Annotated in this window: 14 protein-coding genes and 2 pseudogenes; 12 read left to right on the top strand and 4 right to left on the bottom strand. The window is 71.4% G+C overall.

The annotated features are described in order from the left end of the window. Positions 1-90: 90 nt before the first annotated feature. From HNR57_RS22765 to HNR57_RS22755, 3 genes and pseudogenes are all read left to right on the top strand, one after another. Positions 91-1,350: an MFS transporter gene (locus tag HNR57_RS22765; RefSeq protein WP_184562265.1), complete on the top strand. Its 1,260-nt coding sequence runs from the start codon at positions 91-93 to the stop codon at positions 1,348-1,350. Further along, positions 1,341-1,436 (top strand): annotated as a pseudogene (locus tag HNR57_RS40615) (carbonic anhydrase); the annotation flags it as partial. The gene HNR57_RS22765 and the pseudogene HNR57_RS40615, both read left to right, overlap by 10 nt. 115 nt (positions 1,437-1,551) lie before the next feature. Next, positions 1,552-2,571: a LacI family DNA-binding transcriptional regulator gene (locus HNR57_RS22755; protein ID WP_184562263.1), complete on the top strand. Its 1,020-nt coding sequence runs from the start codon at positions 1,552-1,554 to the stop codon at positions 2,569-2,571. Here the strand turns inward: HNR57_RS22755 and HNR57_RS22750 are convergent. Next, on the bottom strand, positions 2,568-6,512 hold the full coding sequence (locus HNR57_RS22750) for a glycosyl hydrolase (protein ID WP_184562261.1): 3,945 nt from the start codon (positions 6,510-6,512) through the stop codon (positions 2,568-2,570). The genes HNR57_RS22755 and HNR57_RS22750 overlap by 4 nt on opposite strands. A gap of 207 nt (positions 6,513-6,719) precedes the next feature. On the opposite strand from HNR57_RS22750, the gene HNR57_RS22745 reads away from it, so the two are divergent. The 5 genes from HNR57_RS22745 (at position 6,720) to HNR57_RS22725 (ending at position 13,099) form a co-directional block, all read left to right on the top strand. Further along, positions 6,720-8,006 carry an MFS transporter gene (locus tag HNR57_RS22745; protein ID WP_184562258.1) on the top strand — a complete coding sequence of 429 codons (1,287 nt, stop codon included), beginning with the start codon at positions 6,720-6,722 and terminating at the stop codon, positions 8,004-8,006. A 2-nt stretch (positions 8,007-8,008) separates the two neighbouring features. Further along, the gene (locus HNR57_RS22740) at positions 8,009-9,472 is read left to right on the top strand and encodes an L-fucose/L-arabinose isomerase family protein (RefSeq protein ID WP_184562256.1); all 1,464 of its coding nucleotides are present in this window, start codon (positions 8,009-8,011) and stop codon (positions 9,470-9,472) included. A 320-nt stretch (positions 9,473-9,792) separates the two neighbouring features. Beyond that, positions 9,793-11,052: a cation:proton antiporter gene (locus tag HNR57_RS22735; protein WP_184562254.1), complete on the top strand. Its 1,260-nt coding sequence runs from the start codon at positions 9,793-9,795 to the stop codon at positions 11,050-11,052. A gap of 365 nt (positions 11,053-11,417) precedes the next feature. Continuing rightward, positions 11,418-11,705 (top strand): DUF3040 domain-containing protein, encoded by a 288-nt coding sequence (locus tag HNR57_RS22730; RefSeq protein ID WP_184562252.1) that lies wholly within the window; start codon positions 11,418-11,420, stop codon positions 11,703-11,705. Between the two features lie 881 nt (positions 11,706-12,586). Beyond that, positions 12,587-13,099: a hypothetical protein gene (locus HNR57_RS22725; protein WP_184562250.1), complete on the top strand. Its 513-nt coding sequence runs from the start codon at positions 12,587-12,589 to the stop codon at positions 13,097-13,099. Between the two features lie 640 nt (positions 13,100-13,739). On the opposite strand, the gene HNR57_RS22720 is transcribed toward HNR57_RS22725, so the two are convergent. Then, positions 13,740-14,591 carry a helix-turn-helix transcriptional regulator gene (locus HNR57_RS22720; RefSeq protein WP_184562248.1) on the bottom strand — a complete coding sequence of 284 codons (852 nt, stop codon included), beginning with the start codon at positions 14,589-14,591 and terminating at the stop codon, positions 13,740-13,742. A gap of 86 nt (positions 14,592-14,677) precedes the next feature. Here HNR57_RS22720 and HNR57_RS22715 point away from each other — a divergent pair, with 86 nt between their 5' ends. Next, positions 14,678-15,481, top strand: coding sequence for an SDR family NAD(P)-dependent oxidoreductase (locus HNR57_RS22715; protein WP_184562246.1), 804 nt, complete (start codon positions 14,678-14,680; stop codon positions 15,479-15,481). A 23-nt stretch (positions 15,482-15,504) separates the two neighbouring features. Here the strand turns inward: HNR57_RS22715 and HNR57_RS22710 are convergent, their stop codons facing one another. Further along, on the bottom strand, positions 15,505-16,095 hold the full coding sequence (locus HNR57_RS22710) for an IS5 family transposase (protein WP_184562244.1): 591 nt from the start codon (positions 16,093-16,095) through the stop codon (positions 15,505-15,507). An 895-nt stretch (positions 16,096-16,990) separates the two neighbouring features. Then, complete coding sequence (locus HNR57_RS22705; protein WP_184562242.1) at positions 16,991-17,644, bottom strand: IS4 family transposase; 654 nt, start codon at positions 17,642-17,644, stop codon at positions 16,991-16,993. Between the two features lie 245 nt (positions 17,645-17,889). Between HNR57_RS22705 and HNR57_RS22700 the strand changes: the two genes are divergently transcribed. The 3 genes and pseudogenes from HNR57_RS22700 to htpG form a co-directional block, all read left to right on the top strand. After that, positions 17,890-18,528 carry a hypothetical protein gene (locus HNR57_RS22700; protein WP_184562240.1) on the top strand — a complete coding sequence of 213 codons (639 nt, stop codon included), beginning with the start codon at positions 17,890-17,892 and terminating at the stop codon, positions 18,526-18,528. A gap of 116 nt (positions 18,529-18,644) precedes the next feature. After that, positions 18,645-19,412, top strand: a complete 768-nt coding sequence (locus HNR57_RS22695; protein ID WP_184562238.1) for a class F sortase — start codon at positions 18,645-18,647, stop codon at positions 19,410-19,412. A gap of 83 nt (positions 19,413-19,495) precedes the next feature. Beyond that, positions 19,496-21,020, top strand: a pseudogene (gene htpG / locus HNR57_RS22690) (molecular chaperone HtpG); the annotation flags it as partial.

The following is a 21,020-nucleotide window of genomic DNA, read 5'->3' as shown; positions in this document are numbered from 1 at the left end:
ACTCGCGCTCTTGGTCCAAAACTGGCTCGTGCTTTGCCCGATTCCCGTCGTCGCGTCCCTAGCCTCGGCTGCGGACTTCGGGAGGTCACCGTGCTGAAAACCGTGAGAGGGCAGGCAGCAGGTCTGACCAAGGATCAGCGCAACGCCTTCGTGGCCGCCTATCTGGGCTGGGCCATGGACGCGTTCGACTACTTCCTCGTCGTGCTCGTCTACAGCGAGATAGCGGACGACTTCCATGTCTCCCTCACCGACATGGCCTTCCTGACCACCGCGACCCTGGTGATGCGGCCGGTCGGCGCGCTGCTCTTCGGCATGTGGGCGGACCGCCGGGGCCGCCGCGTCCCGCTCATGGTCGACGTCGTCTTCTACTCGATCGTCGGCTTCGCCTGCGCCTTCGCGCCCAACTACAGCGTCCTGCTGGTGCTGCGCCTGCTCTACGGCATCGGCATGGGCGGCGAATGGGGTCTGGGCGCGGCCCTGGCCATGGAGAAGATCCCCACCGAACGGCGTGGGTTCTGGTCGGGCCTGCTGCAGAGCGGCTACTCGCTGGGGTACCTCCTGGCCGCCGTGGCGTTCTTCGTCATCGAGCCCGTCTTCGGCTGGCGCGGCCTGTTCGCGTTCAGCCTGCTGCCCGCCCTGGTCGCGCTGTGGGTGCGCAGCAGGGTGGAGGAGAGCGAGGTGTGGGAGAAGAGCGTCGCGCTCAACCGCACCCCCGCGCACCAGGTGTTCAGGAACCCCGCGGTGCTGCGGCGCTTCGTCTACCTGGTCGCGCTGATGACGGCCTTCAACTGGATGTCGCACGGCACCCAGGACATCTACCCGACCTTCGTGAAGAAGGGCCTCGACCTGTCGGCGAACACGTCGATCGCGATCGCGGTGGTCTACAACATCGGCGCGATGATCGGCGGGGTGCTGCTCGGCGCCTACTCCGAGCGGCTGGGCCGCCGCCGGACCATCATGATCGCGGCGGCGGCGGGCCTGGTCGTGGTGCCGTTCTTCGTGCTGTCCACCACCGTCGGCTGGCTGATGCTGTCGTCCTTCCTCATGCAGGTGTGCGTGCAGGGCGCGTGGGGCGTCATTCCGGCGCATCTGACCGAGATGAGCCCCGACGCCGTCCGCGGCTTCTACCCGGGCGTCACCTACCAGCTGGGCAACCTCATCGCCGCACTCAACCTGCCGATCCAGGAGGCCCTCGCCGAGCGCCACGGCTACCCGTCGGCGATGGCATGGACCATCGTGCCCACCCTGGCCGTGGTGATCCTGCTGAGCGCGCTCGGCAAGGAGGCCAAGGGGATCCGCTTCGGGAGCGGTTCGGCGACGGCGCCGAGCGGTGCGGCGACCCGCTCGTGAAGAAGGGCGATCTGGCCGTCGTCAGCGCCTACTACTCGCTCGACACCGGCTGCGTGGAGGTCCTCGCCGGCGCGCCCTCCGCCTGATCCGGGGGCCCGAGCAGACCGGGCGGGAAAAACGTTCCACGCCCGGTCACGGTATACTTGCGACGCCCATGAAGGCCATCGTCGTGCCTGGTCGCGCGGCCGTAACAGCGAGGGGGTGGAGGCCGTTCCGGCACGCCCCGCCCGCATCCAGGACGTCGCCGCCGCGGCCGGTGTCTCGGTGTCCACGGTGTCGAACGTGCTCAACCGGCCCGAGCGGGTCACCGCGCAGACCGCCGAGCGCGTCCGCGTCGCCGTCGCCGCGCTCGACTACGTCCCCCACCCCGGAGCCGCCGGTCTGCGCACCGGTCACTCCTCCGCGATCGGGCTGGTCCTGCCCGACGTCACCAACTCCTTCTACGCGCGCATCGCGCGAGGCGCCGCCGACGCGGCCTATGACCACGGCTACTCCCTCGTCCTGTGCCACAGCGGGGACGACCCCGAACGGGAGCAGGGCTACTTCAGCATGCTCGTCGGGCAACGGGCCGTCGGCGTCGTCGTCGTACCGCTCGGCGCCGACCCGGGCCGGCTGGCCCGGCTGCGCGAGCGGGGCATCCCGCTCGTCCTGGCCGACCGTGCCATGCCCGACCGGGAGGGCTGCTCGGCCTCCGTCGACGACATCGCCGGCGGCCGCATCGCCGTACAGCACCTCCTCGACAGCGGGGCCCGCGACATCCTCGTCGTCAACGGCGAGCGCGGCATACGTCAGTGCGCCGACCGCTACCAGGGCGCCCGGCAGGCCGTGCGCAGCCGCCGCGAGGCCCGGCTCGGCCAGGTCGTCGCCGAGCGGATGACCGTCGCCTACGGCACGGAGATCGCCCGGGGGCTGAAGGACCTGCCCGACGGGGTGTTCTGCACCAACGACTTCCTCGCCGCAGGCCTCTGCCGGGGGCTGACCGAACGCGGCGTGCGCATCCCCGAGGACGTGCAGGTCGTCGGCTACGGCGACCTCGACGTGGCGACCTTCGGGGCGACCACCCTGACGACGGTCCGGCAGCCCGTCGAGGACCTCGGGCGGGCGGCGGTGGAGATGCTGCTCGACGAGATCGAGGCCCGCGCGGACCATCTCCACGAGACCCGCGTCTTCGCCCCGGGCCTCGTCCTGCGCGACTCCACCCGGCCGTCCGCAGACGGCTAATCCCCGGACGGTATCCGCAGCGTCACCGGCCCCCACAGCCCCGACGGCAGCTGCGACGGGAAAGCCCAGGCGGTCGGCGTGGCCTCCGCGAGATACGGAGCCAGCGTGCCCCGGACCGTCACCTCCAGCCGGACGGTCCGCCCCGCGGCGCCGCGCAGCGGGAAGCGGTACGGCGCGCAGAACGCCTCCCCGGCGAACTCCCCGTCGACCGACACCTCCACGCTGCCCCGGACCCGCCCCAGATCCAGCACGGGATCGGGCCCGGGCGGCACCTGCACCTCCCGTGCGTACGTCACACCCCCGCTCCAGCCGCCCAGCCCCCGCTCGCGCCAGTCGCCCAGCTCCAGCGGCGCCGGCACCGTCCGCACCCGGACCGGCCCGTGCCAGGCGGAGCCGCCCCGCAGGACGGCCGTGGGCCCGGTGACCACCTCGACCCGGGCGGGTGCGGGGAGCGGCTCGTGGAGTGTCAGCCGGTCGCCCGCCAAGGCCCGTTCCTCTCCGTCCCCGACCCGCACGCGCGCGTGCAGCGCCAACGGCAGCTCCAGCGACACCGTTCCCGGCGGCACCGTGAACCGGAAGCGCTGCGGCGACGCCCGGACGTCATCAGTGGACCGCGACGGCCGTACGGCACCGCCGAGCACCGGAGGACCGTTGAGCCATGCGCTCTCCGGCAGCGGATGCGGCCGTACGGCGGCGTGGCAGTGCTGCAACTCGCCCCGCCTGCGCCCGTCCTCGACGGTCCGGCCCCGCCACGCGCCCGCCTCCGCCTCCCAGCCGGCGCCGCTGACCAGGGCCGTCACCCCGGGCCCCGAACACACCACCAGATCGACGAACACCGCGTCCCGGGCACCGGCGCTGTCGGCCACCACCTCCAGCAGGTGCGCGCCCGGCCCGAGTTCCGGCTCATGGCGGAAGAACATCGGCACGGCTCCCCAGTCCGCCTCGTAGTACTCCGCCTTCTCCTGCCGCGCCACCACCTCGCCGTCGATCAGCACGGTCAGCGCCGAGGCGGCACCCACGACCAGCACCGCCCGCGCACCGCCGGCCGGGACCCGGAAGCCCGCGCGGTAGGCGACCCGGCCGCCGGGCCGGACTCCGTCGGGCGGGCGCATGAACCGCGGCCGCGGCCCGAACCCGCCCGGTTCGGACAGGCAGAAGAAACTGCCGAGCGGTGTACCGGCGACTGCCGAGATCGACGAGGGCCGGTCCTGGGCGCCCGACAGCTCGTATTCGAGCACATTGCGGTCGCGGCTCACCTCGACCGGGGCGGAGGCCAGGTAACCGCCGCCGTACGGGCCCAGCGGCTCCCCGTTCCACCACACCCGTTTGACCGCCTCCGCGCCGACGTGCAACTCGGCGGGCCCCCGGTGCCCGGTCTCCACGATGGCCCGGACCCGGGCGACCGCTTCGCCGGCCGGCACGGGGACGCGTACGAACTCCTCGTTCACCAGCCCCTTGGTGCCCAGCAGCCCGCCTTGGTCGGGCATGCCGCGGCTCGACGAGTACACCGTGGCCTCCCAGCCCGAGTCCGGCGGCACGAGGGGCACGTGACCGGCCAGGATCCGCTCCACGCACGCCGCGTCCAGCGGCTCGGGAGCCTTGTCGGGCGGCACCGGGTGCAGGACCCGGACCCGGTTGCCGTAGGTGACCCGGCTCCGCTCCCACACCGTCCCCTCGGTCCACTCCATGGTCCAGATCTGCGGCTCGGCCACCGACGCTCCCGGGGGCAGTGCGAGGTCGCCCCAGGTGTTGTCCATCGTGGGCACCAGCCGGCCCTGCCAGCCGGCCGAGACGTCGAGCACCCGGACAGCCGTCCCACCCGCGGCAGGCGTCGGGCCCGGACGGCCCTCACGCCAGACCACCAGGGCCGCCGGGGAACCGTCCAGCGGCACCTCGATGGTCGAGAGGGCACCGTCGTCGGAGACCGTGACGAGGGCCGGGCTGCGGGAGCCGGTCGCCGGGTTCCACACCTCGGCCTCCGCGACGCCCGCCCGGACGGTGACGGACGAGGCGCGGACGGGCTCGGGGGCGGAGCCGGGCGGGCGCAGCGGATGTGCGCCGATCTCCGGGAAGGCGGCCGTGACCAGGGCCACCGCCCGGTTTCCCTTCCGCCGCACGAGCAGCGGTACCTCGCCCGTCGCGTGCCCGGCCGCGTCCGCCACCGCCGCGGCGGCGGCCCCGGGGTCGCGCACCCGCTCCAGCCGGGGATGGGCGAGCAGGGCCGCCACGACCGAGTCGTCACCGGACCGGCCCGCGGCCGTCGCGGGCGGGCGGCCCACGACCACCACCCGCCCTCCCGCGTCGAGCAGTTCGGCCAGCCGGCGCGCGGTCCCCTCCTCCAGCACGCTCGCCGAGGGCAGCAGCACCGCGCCGTACGCAAGGTCCCTGATGCGCAGGGCACCCTCGGTGGCCTCGGCGCACTGCACCGAGTCGTCGTCGACGACGTCGAAGGAGATTCCGCGCCGGTCCAGGACACCGGCGTGCGGCCCGAGCCAGTTGTTCGAGCCGCACAGGTCCAGGTAGTGCCGCTGCGTCTCGTCGGCGAGGGTGTGGCCGCCGCCCAGCCGGCCGTCGCCGAAGTGCCGGACCGGCGCGTCCAGCGGGACGAGCGCCTGCATGGTGGCCGTCGGGTGCAGCACCGCCACGTCGGCCGCGTAGCCGCCCCACGACATCACGGAGCAGATCCGGGCCACGGCCCGGGAGAACGCCGGGTACTGCTTCCAGTAGGGCTGGCGCCAGTCGGTGGACGGCGGCGCCCACTCGAACCAGCCGGCCGCGGTGCCGAAGTAACTGGCGTGCGGGTTGTAGAGGTTGGCGCCGCTGCGCAGGAACGGCAGCAGCCAGCCGTAGGTGTCCTCCAGCGTGCCGCCCCAGCCGGAGGAGTGGAACGCCTCGATCCAGACGCGCTCGTGGCCGTACAGGTGGGCCATGGAGGAGTGCACCTTGGCGTCGCCGTGGTGGTCGCTGCCGGCGGCGCCGTACCAGCGGTGGGTGCGGAAGTAGTCGGTGTAGAGCTGCGTGGACTGGGCCGGGTAGCCCGCGCGGGCGGGGTGGCTCTGGTCGCTGCCCAGCAGCAGACCGCGCTCGCGGTGCCAGGCGGCGAGCGGCCGGAACAAGGCCTCCTCGGTCAGCTCCGCGCGGACCCTGTAGTAGTCCCCGCGGATCTTCCCCTCCGGCACGCCCGCGTCTGTGCCGAACAAAGCCGGCAGGTGGTCGAGCAGGTCGTAGCCTCGCCGGGCGCGGAACTCCTCGGCGAAACGGTGGCTCCAGGCGTTGGTGCCGGGCAGTTCGTCCTGGAAGCTGCCCGCGACGACCGTGCCCAGGTACTCGGGTACGCGGCGGTCGTACTCGTGGTGGACCGTGTCCATCAGCAGGCCGACCGCATGGGGGTCCAGGTAGTCGAACGCGGTGGGGACGGCGGTGACGAGCCGTACCACGGTCCCGTCGGCGGCCGCGAGGTGCCCGTCCCCGGTGAGGTCGAGCCTCCGGCCCTGCCGGGAGTACACGGCCAGCGGTGTCTCGGCGCCCGTCAGGGGCACCCTGCCCCCGGCGACGCTCACGTCGCGGCAGCGCAGGGCGAGTCCGGCCGCCCCGGGATGACGCCGCGTCACACCGCCCTGCACATTGGCGCCGGAGAACCCGATCTGGTCGTAGAACCACAGCCGGGTGCCCAGCTCCGCCGCGATCGCGCAGGCGTCCCTGAAGCGCTCCCACCACTCCTCGCCGAACCACGCCGGATCGTCGGCCCGGGCCCCGAACGTCGGCCCGGCCGGGGCCAGATTGATGACGACCAGGTTGTGGACCCCACCCTGGGCGAACGCCCTCAGCTGCCAGGCCAGTCGCTCCCGGGTGACCTTCGCACCCGACCACCACCACAGGGGAGTGGGGCCGAAGGCGCGGGGCGGGTCGTCGAACAGCCGCCGGAGCTCGGGGGAGATCACGGACGCGGTCCTTCCCCTAAAACGTTTTTAGGCCCTCTTCACGGTAGGCGAGCCGGAGCGGCCACGCCATATCCCGAGCGCGGTCGGTGAGGCCGACGTCATGTCACCCATGCGTGCGCGACACCTTGTTGCAACGTTTTTCCCGCCCTATATTCGCCTCGACCAGGCACCCGGAACCGCGATGTCACCAGACGACGGAGTCGCATCATGGCCGGTACCCGCCCCATCCCCCCACCGCTCTGGAAAGCCGCCGCCCTGTCGGGCATGGCCTCCTATCTCGACGCCGGTCTGATCGTGAGCATCTCCGTCAACCTGGCCGTCTACCGCGACAGTTACGACATGGGCGTGTGGATGGCCGGGGCGATCAGCGCGATCGTCACCGGCTGCATCGCCGTCGGATCCCTCGTCGGCGGACGGCTCGCCGACCTCTTCGGACGCCGCCGCGTCTACAACTGGGACATCTTCTGCTTCGCGATCGGCGCCCTCGTCATCACACTGGCGCCGGACGACATCACCCTGCTGGTCGGTGTTCTCGTCGCCGGGCTCGCGGCCGGCGCCGACCTGCCGACGTCCCTGGCCGTGGTCTCGGACGCGGCGCCCCCCTGGGCCCGGGGCAGACTCGTGGCGTTCACGCAGGTCATGTGGATGCTGGGCATCACCGTCGCCATCTTCCTCGGCTTCGTCCTGTCCACCACGGGCATGACCGGGGCCCGGCTCATCACCGGGCAGCTGGCCGTCGCCGCACTCGTCACCTGGGCCCTGCGGTCCCGGCTGAAACTGCCCGACGAGCCGCCGGAGACGGAGACCGGCGCCGCCCCGGAAGCCATCTCCCTGAAGAGCGTGTGGACGCGAGCAGCCCTGCTGCCGATGACCGCGACGTTCGTCTTCTACGTGACCTGGGGCCTCGGAGCCAACACCTTCGGACAGTTCGGCACCTATCTGCTCGTCACCGTCAGCGACGCCTCACAGAGCCTCGCCACCGGGATCAACCTGGCCTTCATCCCCATCGGGGTGCTGCTGACCTTCGCCTTCGTACGCGTCGCCGACAGTCCCTGGCGCGACCGGCTGTTCCACGTGGCCGCGGTGGTCCAGATCCTCGCCTTCGTCATCGCGTCCCTGACCGCGGGCGCACTCGCCGGCATGCTCGTCTTCTTCGTGCTCTACCAGCTCTCCAACCCCTTCGCCGGGGAGGCCAACTACAAGGTGTGGTCGCAGCTCACGCTGCCCGCCGACACCCGCGCCACCACCCAGGGCCTCACCTACGCCCTCTCCCGGGGCGTCTTCGCCGTCGCCGCCTTCTTCACCCCCGCCCTCGCCGACCACAGCCCGTCCGTCCTGCTCTGGACGATCACCGCGTGCATGACGGCGGCGGCCCTGGCGGGCCTGTTCATCATCCGCGTCCTGGTCCCGCGCTCCGCGAGAGAGATACCGGGCGGAGCGGACCTCCGCATCCCCACCACCTCGCCCGCCGGCCTTTCCGACAAGGAGCACTGACCATGGCAACGACCGCGGACCGCACGGCCGTACGGGCCGCAGCCCTGCACGACCTGCTCCCGCCGGTCACCCGGCGCCGGACCCGCATCGGGCTGGTCGCCGGCGGACTGGGCACCTACTGGCCGCAGTTCCCCGGCCTGCTCACGCAACTGAAGGAGTCGGCCGCCTACGTCGCCGAACGGTTCCGGGCCATGGACGCCGAGGTGACCGACGCCGGTTTCGTCTCCGACGCACAGGAAGGCGCCCGCGCCGCCGAGCAGTTGCGACGCGCCGACTGCGACCTGATCGTGCTGTTCCTGACGACGTACCTCACCTCCTCGATAGTGCTGCCGATCGCCCAGCGCTCGCACACACCGGTGCTGGTCATCGACCTCCAGCCGACCGAGAAGATGGACCACGCCACCTTCGACACCGGGGCCTGGCTGGCCTACTGCGGGCAGTGCCCCGTCCCGGAGGTCGGCAACGTCTTCCGGCGCGCCGGCATCCCCTTCCGGTCCGTGTCGGGCTGGCTGCGCCAGGAGTCCGCCTGGCGGCGCATCGAGCAGTGGATCCGGGCCGCGCACATCCGGGCCGCGCTCCGGCACGCCCGGCACGGCCTCATGGGACACGTGTACCCCGGCATGCTTGACGTGCAGACCGATCCGACGCTGCTCGCCTCGACGTTCGGATCGCACGTGGAGGTCCTGGAGTTCGACGACCTGCGGCACCGGGTGGAACAGGTGACGGAGGCGGAGACCCGGGAGCGGATGGCCCTCGCCCGGCGGATCTTCACCCTCGACGAGAGCGTCGTGGAGGAGGACTTCGCCTGGGGCGCGACCGTGTCCGTCGCCCTGGACCGGCTGGTGGCCGACTTCGAACTCGACAGCCTCGCCTACTACCACCGCGGACTCGACGGTGAGCTGCACGAGCGGCTCGGGGCGGGCATGATCCTCGGTGCCTCGCTGCTCACCGCGCGCGGCGTGCCGGCCGCCGGCGAGTACGAACTGCGCACGTCCGTAGCCCAGTTGGCGTCCCAGAGTGTCGGCGCCGGAGGCTCCTTCACCGAGATCCAGGCCTTGAACTTCGAGGACGGCGTGGTGGAGATGGGCCACGACGGACCCGCCCACCTCGCGGTCGGCGCCCGCGACCCGCTGTTGCGCGGGCTCGGCGTCTACCACGGCAAACGCGGCTGGGGCGTGAGCGTCGAGTTCGACGTCCGGCACGGGCCCGTCACCCTGCTCGGCCTCGGCCAGGACGCCGACGGCAGCCTGTCCTTCGTCACCTCCGAGGGCACCGTCGTACCGGGACCGCTGCTGGAGATCGGCAACACCACCAGCCGGGTCGACTTCGGCCGGGACCCCGGCGAATGGGTCGACGCCTGGAGCGCCACGGGAGTCGGCCACCACTGGTCCCTCGCGGTCGGACACCACACGGCCGACTTCCGGGCGGCGGCGAGCCTGCTGGGCATCGGCCACCGGCAGGTCTGACAGTCCCCGGCGGGGCGGCCGGTACCGCCCCGAAGGCCCGCCCGGCTGCTCCCCAGGAGGGCGAGGACGGCAAGGACGGCACGGACGGGTGGGTGTCGTCCCCACCCGGAGATGGGTGCCGTCACCGATGGTGGCGGCACCGAGGTGCGTGTGAGGCTGGCAGCACCGCCCGGGCCGCCGCGCCGGCCGTGTCACGGCCGCTGCCCCGGGTCGCGCCGAGAGGCGCACGACGCCACCCCTCAAGGCCCCTGAAGGAGGAGCCCCTATCCGTCCCCGCTCGGTGAAACGATCCGTCTGCGCGCCCTCGAAGGTGGTGATCCGTGGGACACGCTGACAGCCTTCTCGCCATGGGCGGAGCCTTCCTGGCCGCCGCCCTCCTCGCCCGCCTCGGCGGCAGAATCGGGCTCCCCACGATCCCGCTGTTCATGCTCGCGGGCATCCTGCTCGGTCCTCACACCCCGGGCCTCGTGATCGTCCAGGACGCCCACGACTTCGAGATGCTCTCCGCGCTCGGACTGGTGCTGCTGCTGTTCTACCTGGGCCTGGAGTTCCACCTCGACGACCTGAAGGACGGCGGCCGGCGCCTGCTGACAGCGGGTGGGATCTATCTGCTGCTCAACGTCGGCGCGGGGCTCGGCTTCGGCTTCGCCCTGGGCTGGGGCGTCCGGGAGGCGCTGGTCCTCGCCGGTGTCCTCGGGATCTCCTCGTCCGCCATCGTCACCAAGGTCCTCATCGACCTGGGCCGCATCGGCCGCCCGGAGACGCGCCTCATCCTGGGCGTCATCGTGGTCGAGGACATCTTCCTCGCGCTGTACCTGGCCGCCCTCCATCCGGTCATCAGCGGCGCCCAGGGCGTCGGTGACATGGTCCTGCAGGCCTCCAAGGCCTTCGGCTTCCTGCTGCTGCTGGCCACGGCGGCCCGCTACGGCACGAAACTGGTCGGGCGTCTCATCGCGACCCGCGACAACGAACTGCTCGTCATCAGCTTCCTCGGCGTGGCCGTCCTGGTGGCGGGAGTCTCCGAGGTCCTGGGCGTCGCCGACGCCATCGGCGCGTTCATGGCCGGCCTGATCCTGGCCGGGACCCCCTCCGGCCCGCGCATCAGGGACCTGGTCCATCCGCTGCGCGACGCCTTCGCGGCCATCTTCTTCTTCGCCTTCGGTCTCTCCATCGACCCCGGCGACATCGTCTCCGTCGTCGGACCGGTCGCCGCGGCGGCCGCACTGACCCTCGTCATGAACGTCCTCGCGGGCCTCCTCGTCGCCCGTGTGTACGACTACGGCATCGAGCCCGCCGCCGAGATCGCCACCGCCCTCGTCGCCCGTGGTGAGTTCGCGCTGATCCTGGCCGCCATGGCCGCCGGCGCCGGACTCGACGCCCGGCTCGCCCCGTTCATCGCCGGGTACGTCCTCGTCCTCGCGGTCCTCGGCCCCATCGCCGCCGGACGCGCACACCTGCTGGCCCACGCGCTCCGGGCGGGGCAGGGCCTCCTGCCCGGCCGCACGGCCCCGGCGCCCGGCCCCGAGCCCGACCACGCCGCCCCGCCCGCCGCTCCCCAGCCCGCCGAGGCCGAGCGCTAGGGGCTGTCGCGCTCAGGGCCGTCAGGCCGGGGCAGCATCCACCGGAAGGGCACCGTCCTCACCCGGCGTGTCCGCTGCCCGGCCCGCCGCCATCCGTGACAGCACCCATCTGCGGGCCGAACACCCGCCTGTCGTCCCGGCGTTCATGGGGGTCGGGCACCGGGAAGGATGAGGGTGGGGCCCGATGGCGTGAGCCGTTGGAGGAGGGAGAAGCTGAAGCCCTGGTGAGACAGCCGCGGCCGGCCGTACCGGCGCACCGGCGGCCCGTCTCCCTCCGCAGCGCCGCAGGGCCCGACACCCCAGGACTCGTCATGATCCCGGCCGTGCCCTGCCTCGAAGCGCTCGGGTTCCGGGAAGGAGAAGCCGTGCCCCAGTCCGAAGACCACCGCCTCGTCGACCTCGAAGCACGACTCGAGCGGGAGGATCCCCGCTTCACCCGGGCCATGAGATCAGGCCGCCCCGCCCGGCCCCGGGAGTACCGCCGCACCGGCGCATGGTGGGGGCTGGCACTGGGCGTCGCCGTGCTGACCTGCGGCATCGCCCTGGCCCAGGGGCTGCTCATCGCGGGCGGGCTGGTCCTCGTCGGCATGGCGGCCCAGCTGGCCGATCCGGACCCGGCCCGCATGGCGCACCGGGGGTTCGGGCGGCGTTGACGGGGGCGGGCCCGGGGGCCTCTCCGGCCCAATGCAGTTGCCTTACTCGGCCTCGGGGAAATCGGTACAGCGGTTGGCGCTGAGAACGATCATGGTCAGGGTGCAAGCGTCCCGACTCGGTTCTCGTACTCGCGGCGGGCCTTGCGCTGAGCCGGGACTGTGGGGAACCCTGGCCGCCGTCGAGCGGCTGGCAGCGGCGGTCGGTACCTGGCCGGGAGCCGCCGGTGTGCCGGCCGGTGACGGAGGCCGGCACACAGGCGGTGCCAGAACGTTGGTCGGCGCTCGCGGGAGGGTCTGTCCAGGGCTGCCTCCCGGGGGCGCGTCATCCGGCCGGCCCGGCTCACGACCTTCCTGGGTCGGGGGTTTCGGGGCGGCCATGCGGCGCACCCTGCACAGCCGCGGCCGCTACCGTCCCGGGCGCCGGCCTGGGACCAACTGCGCCGCTTGGACGGCGACGGCGGTGCGGTCCAGTGAAACGGCCGAGGGTGAGGGCCCGGATTTTGGGATCAGCTGTGCGGCCGGCGACGCATCGCGGGGCGCGGCAGTCAACGGCGGACCAGCAGCACCGCGCCGCACGGCGACTCCACCGCGCGGCCCGTGATGCCGAGCACGGTAGGGGTGGCGTGCGGACAGCGCGGCCGTCGGTGAGGGCTCGGAACAGGTACTGCCGGGCCGGCGCCGAGAATTCCGATGCAGCACTCCAGCGCCTGGGCCCCTGAGCCGTTCGGGTCCGTTCCCGGCATTTCGCCGCGTCGGATCCGTTCTCTCGCGGTTTGCTGTCGTGGTGCGGGGGAAATCCGACGCCGATGTTCCCAGCCCGCTTGTGTGCGCGGTCGCACCGTCGAGGAGATCGCCGAGGACAAGCGAGAACGGGGCCCAGGATGCATCGCGACAAGCTCGGGATCTACCTGAATGACCACTTGGCCGGTGCCACCTTCGGCATCGGGCTGGCGCAGCGCATCGCTCACCAGCACCGCCACTCGGCGCGTAGCGCCGACCTGCAGCGCATCGCCGACGAGATCGCCCAGGACCGGCAGATCCTGCTCGAAATCATGGACGCGCTCGGCGTCCCCGCACGCCGCTACAAGGTCTACGGTGGCTGGGCGGCCGAGAGGCTGGGGCGTCTGAAGCCAAACGGCGTCCTGTACCGGCGCTCCGGGCTGAGCACGTTGATCGAGCTTGAGACCCTGCGGCTGGGAGTCGAGGGGAAGACCCTGATCTGGCGCACGCTGCTCGTCGTGGCTGCGGGGGAGCCCCGTCTGGATGAATCTCAGCTGCAAGATCTGCTGGACCGGGCGCGGGGCCAGATCGACACGCTGGAGACGCTGCGCCTCACGGCAGCGGCGGCGGTCTTCTCCCCCGGACTGCGCACCGTGACTTCTGACAGCCCGTGAGACTGCGGTGACGTCGTCGAACGTGTAGCCGAGGCATGCCGATGAAGCCTTCCGATGCCGCAAACGTCGGCGGCCCCCGGGTCCGGTGTCCGTGTCTCCGTTGCTCCGGGGGGAGTAGAGCGCGGGAGACGCAGTTCGATTCCCGACCGACGCGGATGACGTCGAGTGTCACCTCGGCCCGCGATACGCCGCCGGCTCCAGCTCGCCGGGCCCCGCTCACGCGGCGGCGCGGCCGCCGGGTTCCACCGGCACGAGCGGGCCGTAGCCAGCCCCGGCACCAGCACAGCGATCTTTCCGCGAACCCAAGCAGCCCCTAGTCGGTGTGCTAACCGACCATGATCGCTCTCAGCGCCAACCGCTGTACCGATGTTCCCCGAGGCCGTTACTGTCCCGGCCGCCGAGTGCCCCATGCGGCGGTGGCGGCCATGTCCGTGAGCGTGGCGGCATCTAAGGGGTGCGGGCCGTCAGGCAGCTTCTCAGACCGTTGTGGTGGGCGGAATGCGGTTGCTGTGGCCACCTGCTAGGGCGTGTGTCGAAAGTGGTTGCTCAGGGGCCGTGCAGGCCAGGGCTCAGAAGCGCGCGGGCGATGCTGACCGGCGTCGGTCCACATCAGGGGACGTTGAAGTGCGGCCGGTATGGCTCAGCGCGTGACGTCCATGCGCTGTGTGCCGATGACCGACAGCAGCCGTAGCGCCTCTTCGGAGGGCGAGCCTGGGACCGCGGTGTAGATCACGACCTGCTGGTCGCGGTCGGTGATGTCGAGGACGTCGCAGTTGACGGTGACGGGGCCGACCAGCGGGTGCTGGAAGGTCTTGCACAGGGTGAGCTCGGCGGACACGTCGTGGGATTGCCACAGGCGGGTGAACTCTTCGCTTCCGTCGAGGAGTTCGGCTACCAGCTCGGCGACCTCTGGATCGTCGGGGTAGCGGGCGGCGGCGGCGCGCAGCCGCTGCGTCGAGATGCGGGCGAAGGCGTCCGCGTCCGACACTCCGTACAGCCGCTGCCCCTTCGTGTGCGGGCCAAGAAAGAGACGGCGCACGAGGTTGCGGTCGCGTCGCGGCAGCGCGGAGAAGTCCTCCATCAGGGCTGCCGCCAGATCGTTCCAGGCCAGTACCTCGAAGGTCGCGGACGTTACGGTCGCCGCGGCCTGCGGCAGTCGGTGCAGCAGGTCGAGGATGCTCTGCCGTACCTGACGCGAGGGCCCGGCCGACGGGAGCGGCGGTGTGCCGGCCAGGTGATGGACATGGTCGCGTTCGGCATCCGTCAGGCGCAGGGCCCGAGCCAGCCCGGCCAGCACCTCGTGCGACGGGTGCGGCGCCCGGGCTTGCTCCAGCCGTGTGTAGTACTCGGTCGAGATGTACGCCAGCTGCGCCACCTCCTCGCGGCGCAGGCCCGGGGTACGGCGGCGCGGTCCGGCGGGCAGCCCCACCTCGGCAGGGGTGATCCGCTCGCGTCGGCTGCGCAGGAAGTCGGCCAGTTCTCGTCGGTCCACCTCTCCAGTGTGCGGGGGCGCCGGGCGCGGATCCAGGTACCGCCGGTGCCTGGTTGCGCTTCGCGGACGGGCGCAGGCTTGGCGCCATGGACAACACACCTGTCACCGGCACATCCACCACGCCTGCCGCCCTGGGCCTGCTGGCCAACAAGGTCGCCTTCATCACCGGTGCCGGACGCGGCATCGGAGCCGCCGCGGCTCGGCTCTTCGCCCGCGAGGGCGCCCGAGTGCTTCTCGCGGCCCGGACGGAGGACCAGCTGCAGGCGGTGACCGCGGAGATCCGGGCGGCGGGCGGCACCGCGGAGTACGTGGTGTGCGACCTGGCCGACGCGGCCGGCGTGCGCGCCGCCGTGGACCGCGCCGTGAACGTCTACGGCCGGCTCGACATCGCCTTCAACAACGGCGCGACGATCCAGCAGCCCGGCCCGATGCACCAGATGCCGGAGGCCGACTTCGACCGCCTCTACGACGTGAACCTCAAGGGCGTCTGGCTGGCCATGGTCGCCGAGATCGCCGCCATCCGAACCACCGCCGGGACCGGCGCCATCGTCAACAACTCATCTGTCGGCAGCCTGATGGGAAACCCCGAGCTGCCCGCCTACGGCGCGATGAAACGGGCGGTCAACAGCCTCACCGAGTCGGCCGCCGTCACCTACGGCCCGGAAGGCATCCGCGTCAACGCCATCGCCCCTGGCAACACGGCGACCGAGATGATAAGCACCTGGGAAAAGGGATCACCCGGTCTCCGAGAGCGGCTCACGGCGCACACCCCGCTGGGCCGCGCGGCCGACCCGCAGGAGATCGCGCAGGCCGCCGCCTGGCTGCTGAGCGACCGCTCCTCCTACGTGACCGGCACGGTCCTCCGGGTCGACGGCGGCGCGCGGGCCTGAGCCAGGGACGCCTCTATCCCTGTTCACAGCCACTCGGTGATCGCCGCTACGAGGACGGTCGCCTCGTAGCGGACCGCGAGCTTGTCGTACCTTGTTCCCACAGCTCGGTGCCTTTTGAGTCGATTGATGCCGCACTCAACCGCGTTCCGAGCTTTGTAGTCCGCCCGGTCGAACTTCGGCGGACGGCCGCCGCAGGAGCCGCGTTTCTTGCGGTTGCGGATGAGATCGGCCTTGTCCGGGATGGTGCAGTGGATCCCGCGTCTGCGCAGGTAGGCGCGTGCCCCGGCGGCATGCTGGTGGGCACGGACGATGGTGGAGTCAACGTTGATCTCCCAGGTGATCAGGTCCTTGGCGTCGGCCCGGACCTGCAGGGCTGTGAAGATCCGCTGCCAGGTGCCGTTGCGCTGCCACCGACGGAACAGGTCGTACACCCGGCCCCAGGGTCCGTACTCCTGCGCCATGTCCCGCCAAGGGATGCCGGTACGGACCCGGAAGCGTATGCCGTCAACCAGCCGCCTCCTGATCCATATCGGCGGTCGGCCGAGCTTCTTGCCCCTCGGCAACAGGGGCTCCAGCACCGCCCACTGCTCGTCCGTCAAATCTCCACGCGCCATGAACCAAGATCATCCCACGATCAAGATCCACTTTTGACACACGCCCTAGAGGAGCTTCGTCGCGTCGCCGTCCCGCTTTGTTCGAGACAGCCGTGCCCAGCGCCACTGTTGGCGGCGGTATCCGTACCACTCGCGGAGCCTGACTTCCTGCCCGGGCCGGACCACAAGAGGGTCGATCCTTGCGACCAGTGCGCTGTCCGTTCCGAGGCTCCACTCCAGCGCCGCATACGGAATCGGTCGTGCCGGCGCGTTCAGCACGTACGCCATCAGCTCATCTGTTGAGCCTCCAGCTAGCAGGTCACCAGGTTGGCCTCTTCCCTCTCTTCCTTCCGCCGGTCGCGCAGGAGGATGTAGAAGCCGAGCAACAGCGATCCCCCTGTAAGCACGGCGCTAAGCCATGCGGGGACTGTGCCCAAGTCAAGACCACTCACTTCTTCGCAGTCCTAGCGATCGCCATGCCGCGCCTGGCGGACACCGGCCTCTAAACCGCCATCAGGTAAGCGGCACCTCCCACGATCTCCGCCTCGCCAACCTTGGGATGGCAGACGCGGCGGTGCCGGATCCCGGCCCGTGGCCGGCTGCACACAGTCCAGACGGGGCCGCGCGTCCTCGATGCCCGTGTCGAGCCAGCGAAGCGCCAGGACCACGAGACGTGCCTGCTCCCACCCTCGGCTCTGGGCGCCCGAGCCGCGTGGCAAGTACTCCACTCGGCACACGCCGCAGACGCCCATGCCGCAATGACTGATGGGCCCAAGACAGACGCTGCCGATTAGGGCGGGGACAGGCCTTGTGATCCCTTGAGCGCAGGCCTTCCGGCCCGGCGGGCTCTTCGGCTTCGCAGTGGGGTTGTGAGCCCAACGGCCGGGCTGCACCGTATTGCGTCTGGCGCGGGTCCTCAGCACAGGCCATCCGAGCCTGCCACGGTGAAGACGTCAGCGAACTCAACCGACCAGAAGCCGCGGTCGGCGATGACCAGGTCGCCGGGGCCGGTGGAGCCGGCCAGCGGGTAGGCGAGGCTGCGCTCGCCGTCGCGGTAGCCGCCGAGGCGAGCATCGAGTACTCCGTGCGTTCCGATCTCGGCGAGGACCACCGTCCTGACCTGGGGGAACCCGAAGGGGACGCCGCCGGTGGTGGAGGGGCCGTCGAAGGTGTCGCCGTTGCGCGTCGAATCCGGAAGATCGAACTGGGTGCCGTCCAGGGCGAGGAGCCGCAGACCTCGCCACCATGCGCCGGGCGTGTCCCTGGTGGCGAGCGGGCCAGCCACCTGGCGGAACACAGTCTCCAGCACGTCCTCCCCGAGCCGGGCGCGAGCCCGACACAACGACGACCGGTTCACCCGAGAGAGGGCCCGGCTGCCTGGGATGCCGCTGGTCAGCACCCGCAGCACCTCCTCGTACGACTCCCGGGCGAACAGACACAGGGCCAGGACGAAGTACACGACCAGCCGGGCCGGCAGAAGTCGGCGGCGCCGCTCGGCTCGGTCGTGCTTGGCTATCGCCGCGTCCACCAACTCAGCGGTGAACACCTTCGTCAGGATCCCGATCCGCACCCGCTGGCCCGCACCCCACCCCGTCACACGCGGGGCAACGATCTCCGCAGCTCAAAAGCAACTGCATTGGCCTCTCCGGCCCCCGGGGACGCCGGGGCGTTCCGCCGTTTGAGTGCCGTCGTAACCCGTGTGAACGCCCTGGATGGTGGGGCCGCTCGGCATGACTGACGGTGGTTCACGTCGAGGCCGGGTCTCGTGAGCTGGCGAGGCGTCAGCTGCCCGGGTCGCGACGGAAGGACTCACCGATGCGCTCTGCCCGCATGCTGCTCGCAACGGCCACTGCCACGGCCGCCCTCGCGATCACCGCGCCCGCCGCCTATGCCGAGGCGATGGGTGACTGGGACAACGACTCCAGTTCCTACAGCAAGGAGCACCACAAGGACGGCAAGCACCACAAGCCACACGGCGGGGTACACACGGGTGGCGGAGCCCTGGCCGCGGTGACCGCGGACGACGAGTGGGACGGCGGCAAGGGCGACCACGAGGGCAAGGAAGAGGAGCACGGCAAGGAGAAGGGGCACGAGAAGGGCTCCTGGAAGGGCAAGCACGACAAGCCGCACGGCGGGGTGCACACCGGTGGCGGAGCCCTGGCCGCGGTGAACTCCGACGACGACTGGGACAACCCCAAGCACGACACGGGCACGCACAAGGAGGACGACTGGGGCGGCAAGCACGACGAGCACGGCAAGGGCTCCTGGGAGGGCAAGCGCGACAAGCACGGCAAGCACGACAAGCACGACAAGCCGCGCGGCGGCGTGCACACCGGTGGCGGCGGGCTGGCCTCCGCGCCGGGCGTGACCGCCGGCGGGATGGCCGTGCTGGCCGTGGCCGGCACCGGTCTGTACGCGCTGCGCCGTCAGAAGGCCTCGCGCGGCACCGCGTGACCGACGCCTGACCTCACAGCAGCCGTGGCCGCCGCACGTGCACCTCGCGTCGCGGCGGCCCGGCTCGTCGTCCCGCGTGCCGTGCCCGCTGCCGTGCTCGAATGAGGTGGTCCTTGATGGCAGCCAGTCCCCCCGCTCTTCCCGACCCCGGCCCCGGCCCCGAGCCTGAACCGTCGAAACGGCGGCTGCGCACCGTCGCGACGGTGCTGTGGACGCTGGCCGCCCTCGTCCTGACCGTGACCCTGGTCGGCGGCCGCGGTGGGTCGTCCGACGCCGCCGGCCCGCCGCACGCCCCGCCGGCCGTGGCCGCCACCCCGGCCGTTCCCGCCGTGCCCGACACACCGCCCACGTCCGCCGCGCCGCACCGGTCCGCCGCGCCGCACCGGTCCGCCGCGCCGCACCGGTCCGCCGCGGCCGGCGCCGGCCCGCATCTGCCGCGGTCCCGGCCGGTCCGCCTGCTCATCCCCAAGATCTCGGTCGACGCGCCCTTCACCGACCTCGCCATCGGCCGCTCGGGTCAGCTGGAGCCCCCGCCGTCGCACGACACCAACCTCGTCGGCTGGTACGCCAAGGGCCACACCCCCGGAGAGGCGGGTACCGCGATCATCGCGGGACACGTGGACACCGCGACCTCCCCGGCCGTGTTCGCCGGGCTCAGCGCACTGAAGAAGGGCGACCGGTTCCAGGTGGTGCGGGCCGACGGTGGCAAGGCGACCTTCGTCGTCTACGCCACGGAGTCCTTCAAGAAGGACGGCTTCCCCAGCGACCGCGTCTACGGCGACACCCCTGACGCCCAGGTCCGGCTCATCACCTGCGCGGGTGCCTACGACCGTCAGGCCCGGGACTACACCGAGAACCTGGTCGTCTTCGCCCGCCTCGTCTGACTTCCGGGGCCCCGGCCTGACTTGGTGTTTTACAGTGACATCCAGTTCAGGCGACTGTGGGACCTGTGAGGGATTCGCGAACCATGACGACCGAAACGTTTGAGTTCCAGGTAGAGGCGCGTCAGCTGCTCCAGCTGATGATCCACTCGGTCTACTCGAACAAGGATGTCTTCCTGCGGGAGCTCGTCTCCAACGCTTCCGACGCGCTCGACAAGCTGCGTCTGGAGAAGCTGCGGGACGACACGCTCGACGCCGATGTGTCGGACCTGCACATCGAGCTCGACATCGACAAGGAGGCCCGCACCCTCACGGTGCGGGACAACGGCATCGGCATGTCGTACGACGAGGTCGGGCAGCTCATCGGCACCATCGCAAACTCGGGTACGGCCGCCTTCCTGGAGGAACTGCGGGAGGCCAAGGACGCCGCCGGGGCCGAGGGGCTCATCGGCCAGTTCGGTGTCGGCTTCTACTCCGGCTTCATGGCGGCGGACGAGGTGACGCTGGTGACCCGGCGCGCCGGCGAGGGCCAGGGGACCCGCTGGACGTCGCGCGGCGAGGCCACCTACACCCTGGAGAGGGTCGACGACGCACCGCAGGGCACGTCCGTGACCCTCCACCTCAAGCCCGCCGACCCCGAGAACCAGCTGCACGACTACACCTCCGAGTGGACGATCCGGGAGATCGTCAAGCGCTACTCGGACTTCATCACCTGGCCGATCCGGATGATCCCGGAGGCGAAGGACGGCGAGGGCGCGCCCGAGCCCGAGACGCTGAACTCCATGAAGGCCCTCTGGGCGCGCTCGCGCGACGAGGTGTCCGACGACGAGTACCACGAGCTGTACAAGCACATCAGCCACGACTGGCGCGAGCCGCTGGAGACGATCCGGCTCCAGGCCGAGGGCACCTTCGAGTACCAGGCCCTGCTCTTCGTCCCCTCGCACGCCCCGCACGACCTGTTCACGCGGGACTTCAAGCGCGGCGTCCAGCTGTACGTGAAGCGCGTCTTCATCATGGACGACTGCGAGGCGCTGCTGCCGCCCTACCTCCGCTTCGTCAAGGGCGTCGTCGACGCGCAGGACCTCTCGCTCAACGTCTCCCGCGAGATCCTGCAGCAGGACCGGCACATCCGGATGATGCAGCGCCGGCTGACGAAGAAGGTGCTGTCCACGGTCAAGGAGTTCCTCGCCAAGGACGCCGACCGCTACCGCACGTTCTGGCGCGAGTTCGGCACCGCCCTGAAGGAGGGCCTGGTCACCGACTCCGAGAACCGTGACGCGATCCTCGCCGTGTCCTCGTTCGCGACCACGCACTCCGACGACGAGCCGACCACGCTCGCGCAGTACGTGGAGCGGATGAAGGACGGTCAGGACGACATCTGGTTCATCACCGGGGAGTCCCGGCAGAGCATCGAGAACTCCCCGCACATGGAGGCGTTCCGGGACAAGGGCATCGAGGTCCTGCTGCTCACCGACGCCGTCGACGAGGTCTGGGTCGACGCCGTCGGCGAGTACGAGGCAAGAAGCTGCGGTCCGTCACCAAGGGCGAGATCGACCTCGACGGCGAGGGCGGGGAGAAGGCCGGCGAGGAGCGCGAGAAGCAGGCCGAGGA

This window comes from Streptomyces paradoxus, from assembly GCF_014202475.1.
GTDB lineage: Bacteria > Actinomycetota > Actinomycetes > Streptomycetales > Streptomycetaceae > Streptomyces > Streptomyces paradoxus.
The sequence above is the reverse complement of the archived record's forward strand: the minus strand, read 5'-3'. Positions and strand labels throughout refer to the sequence as shown.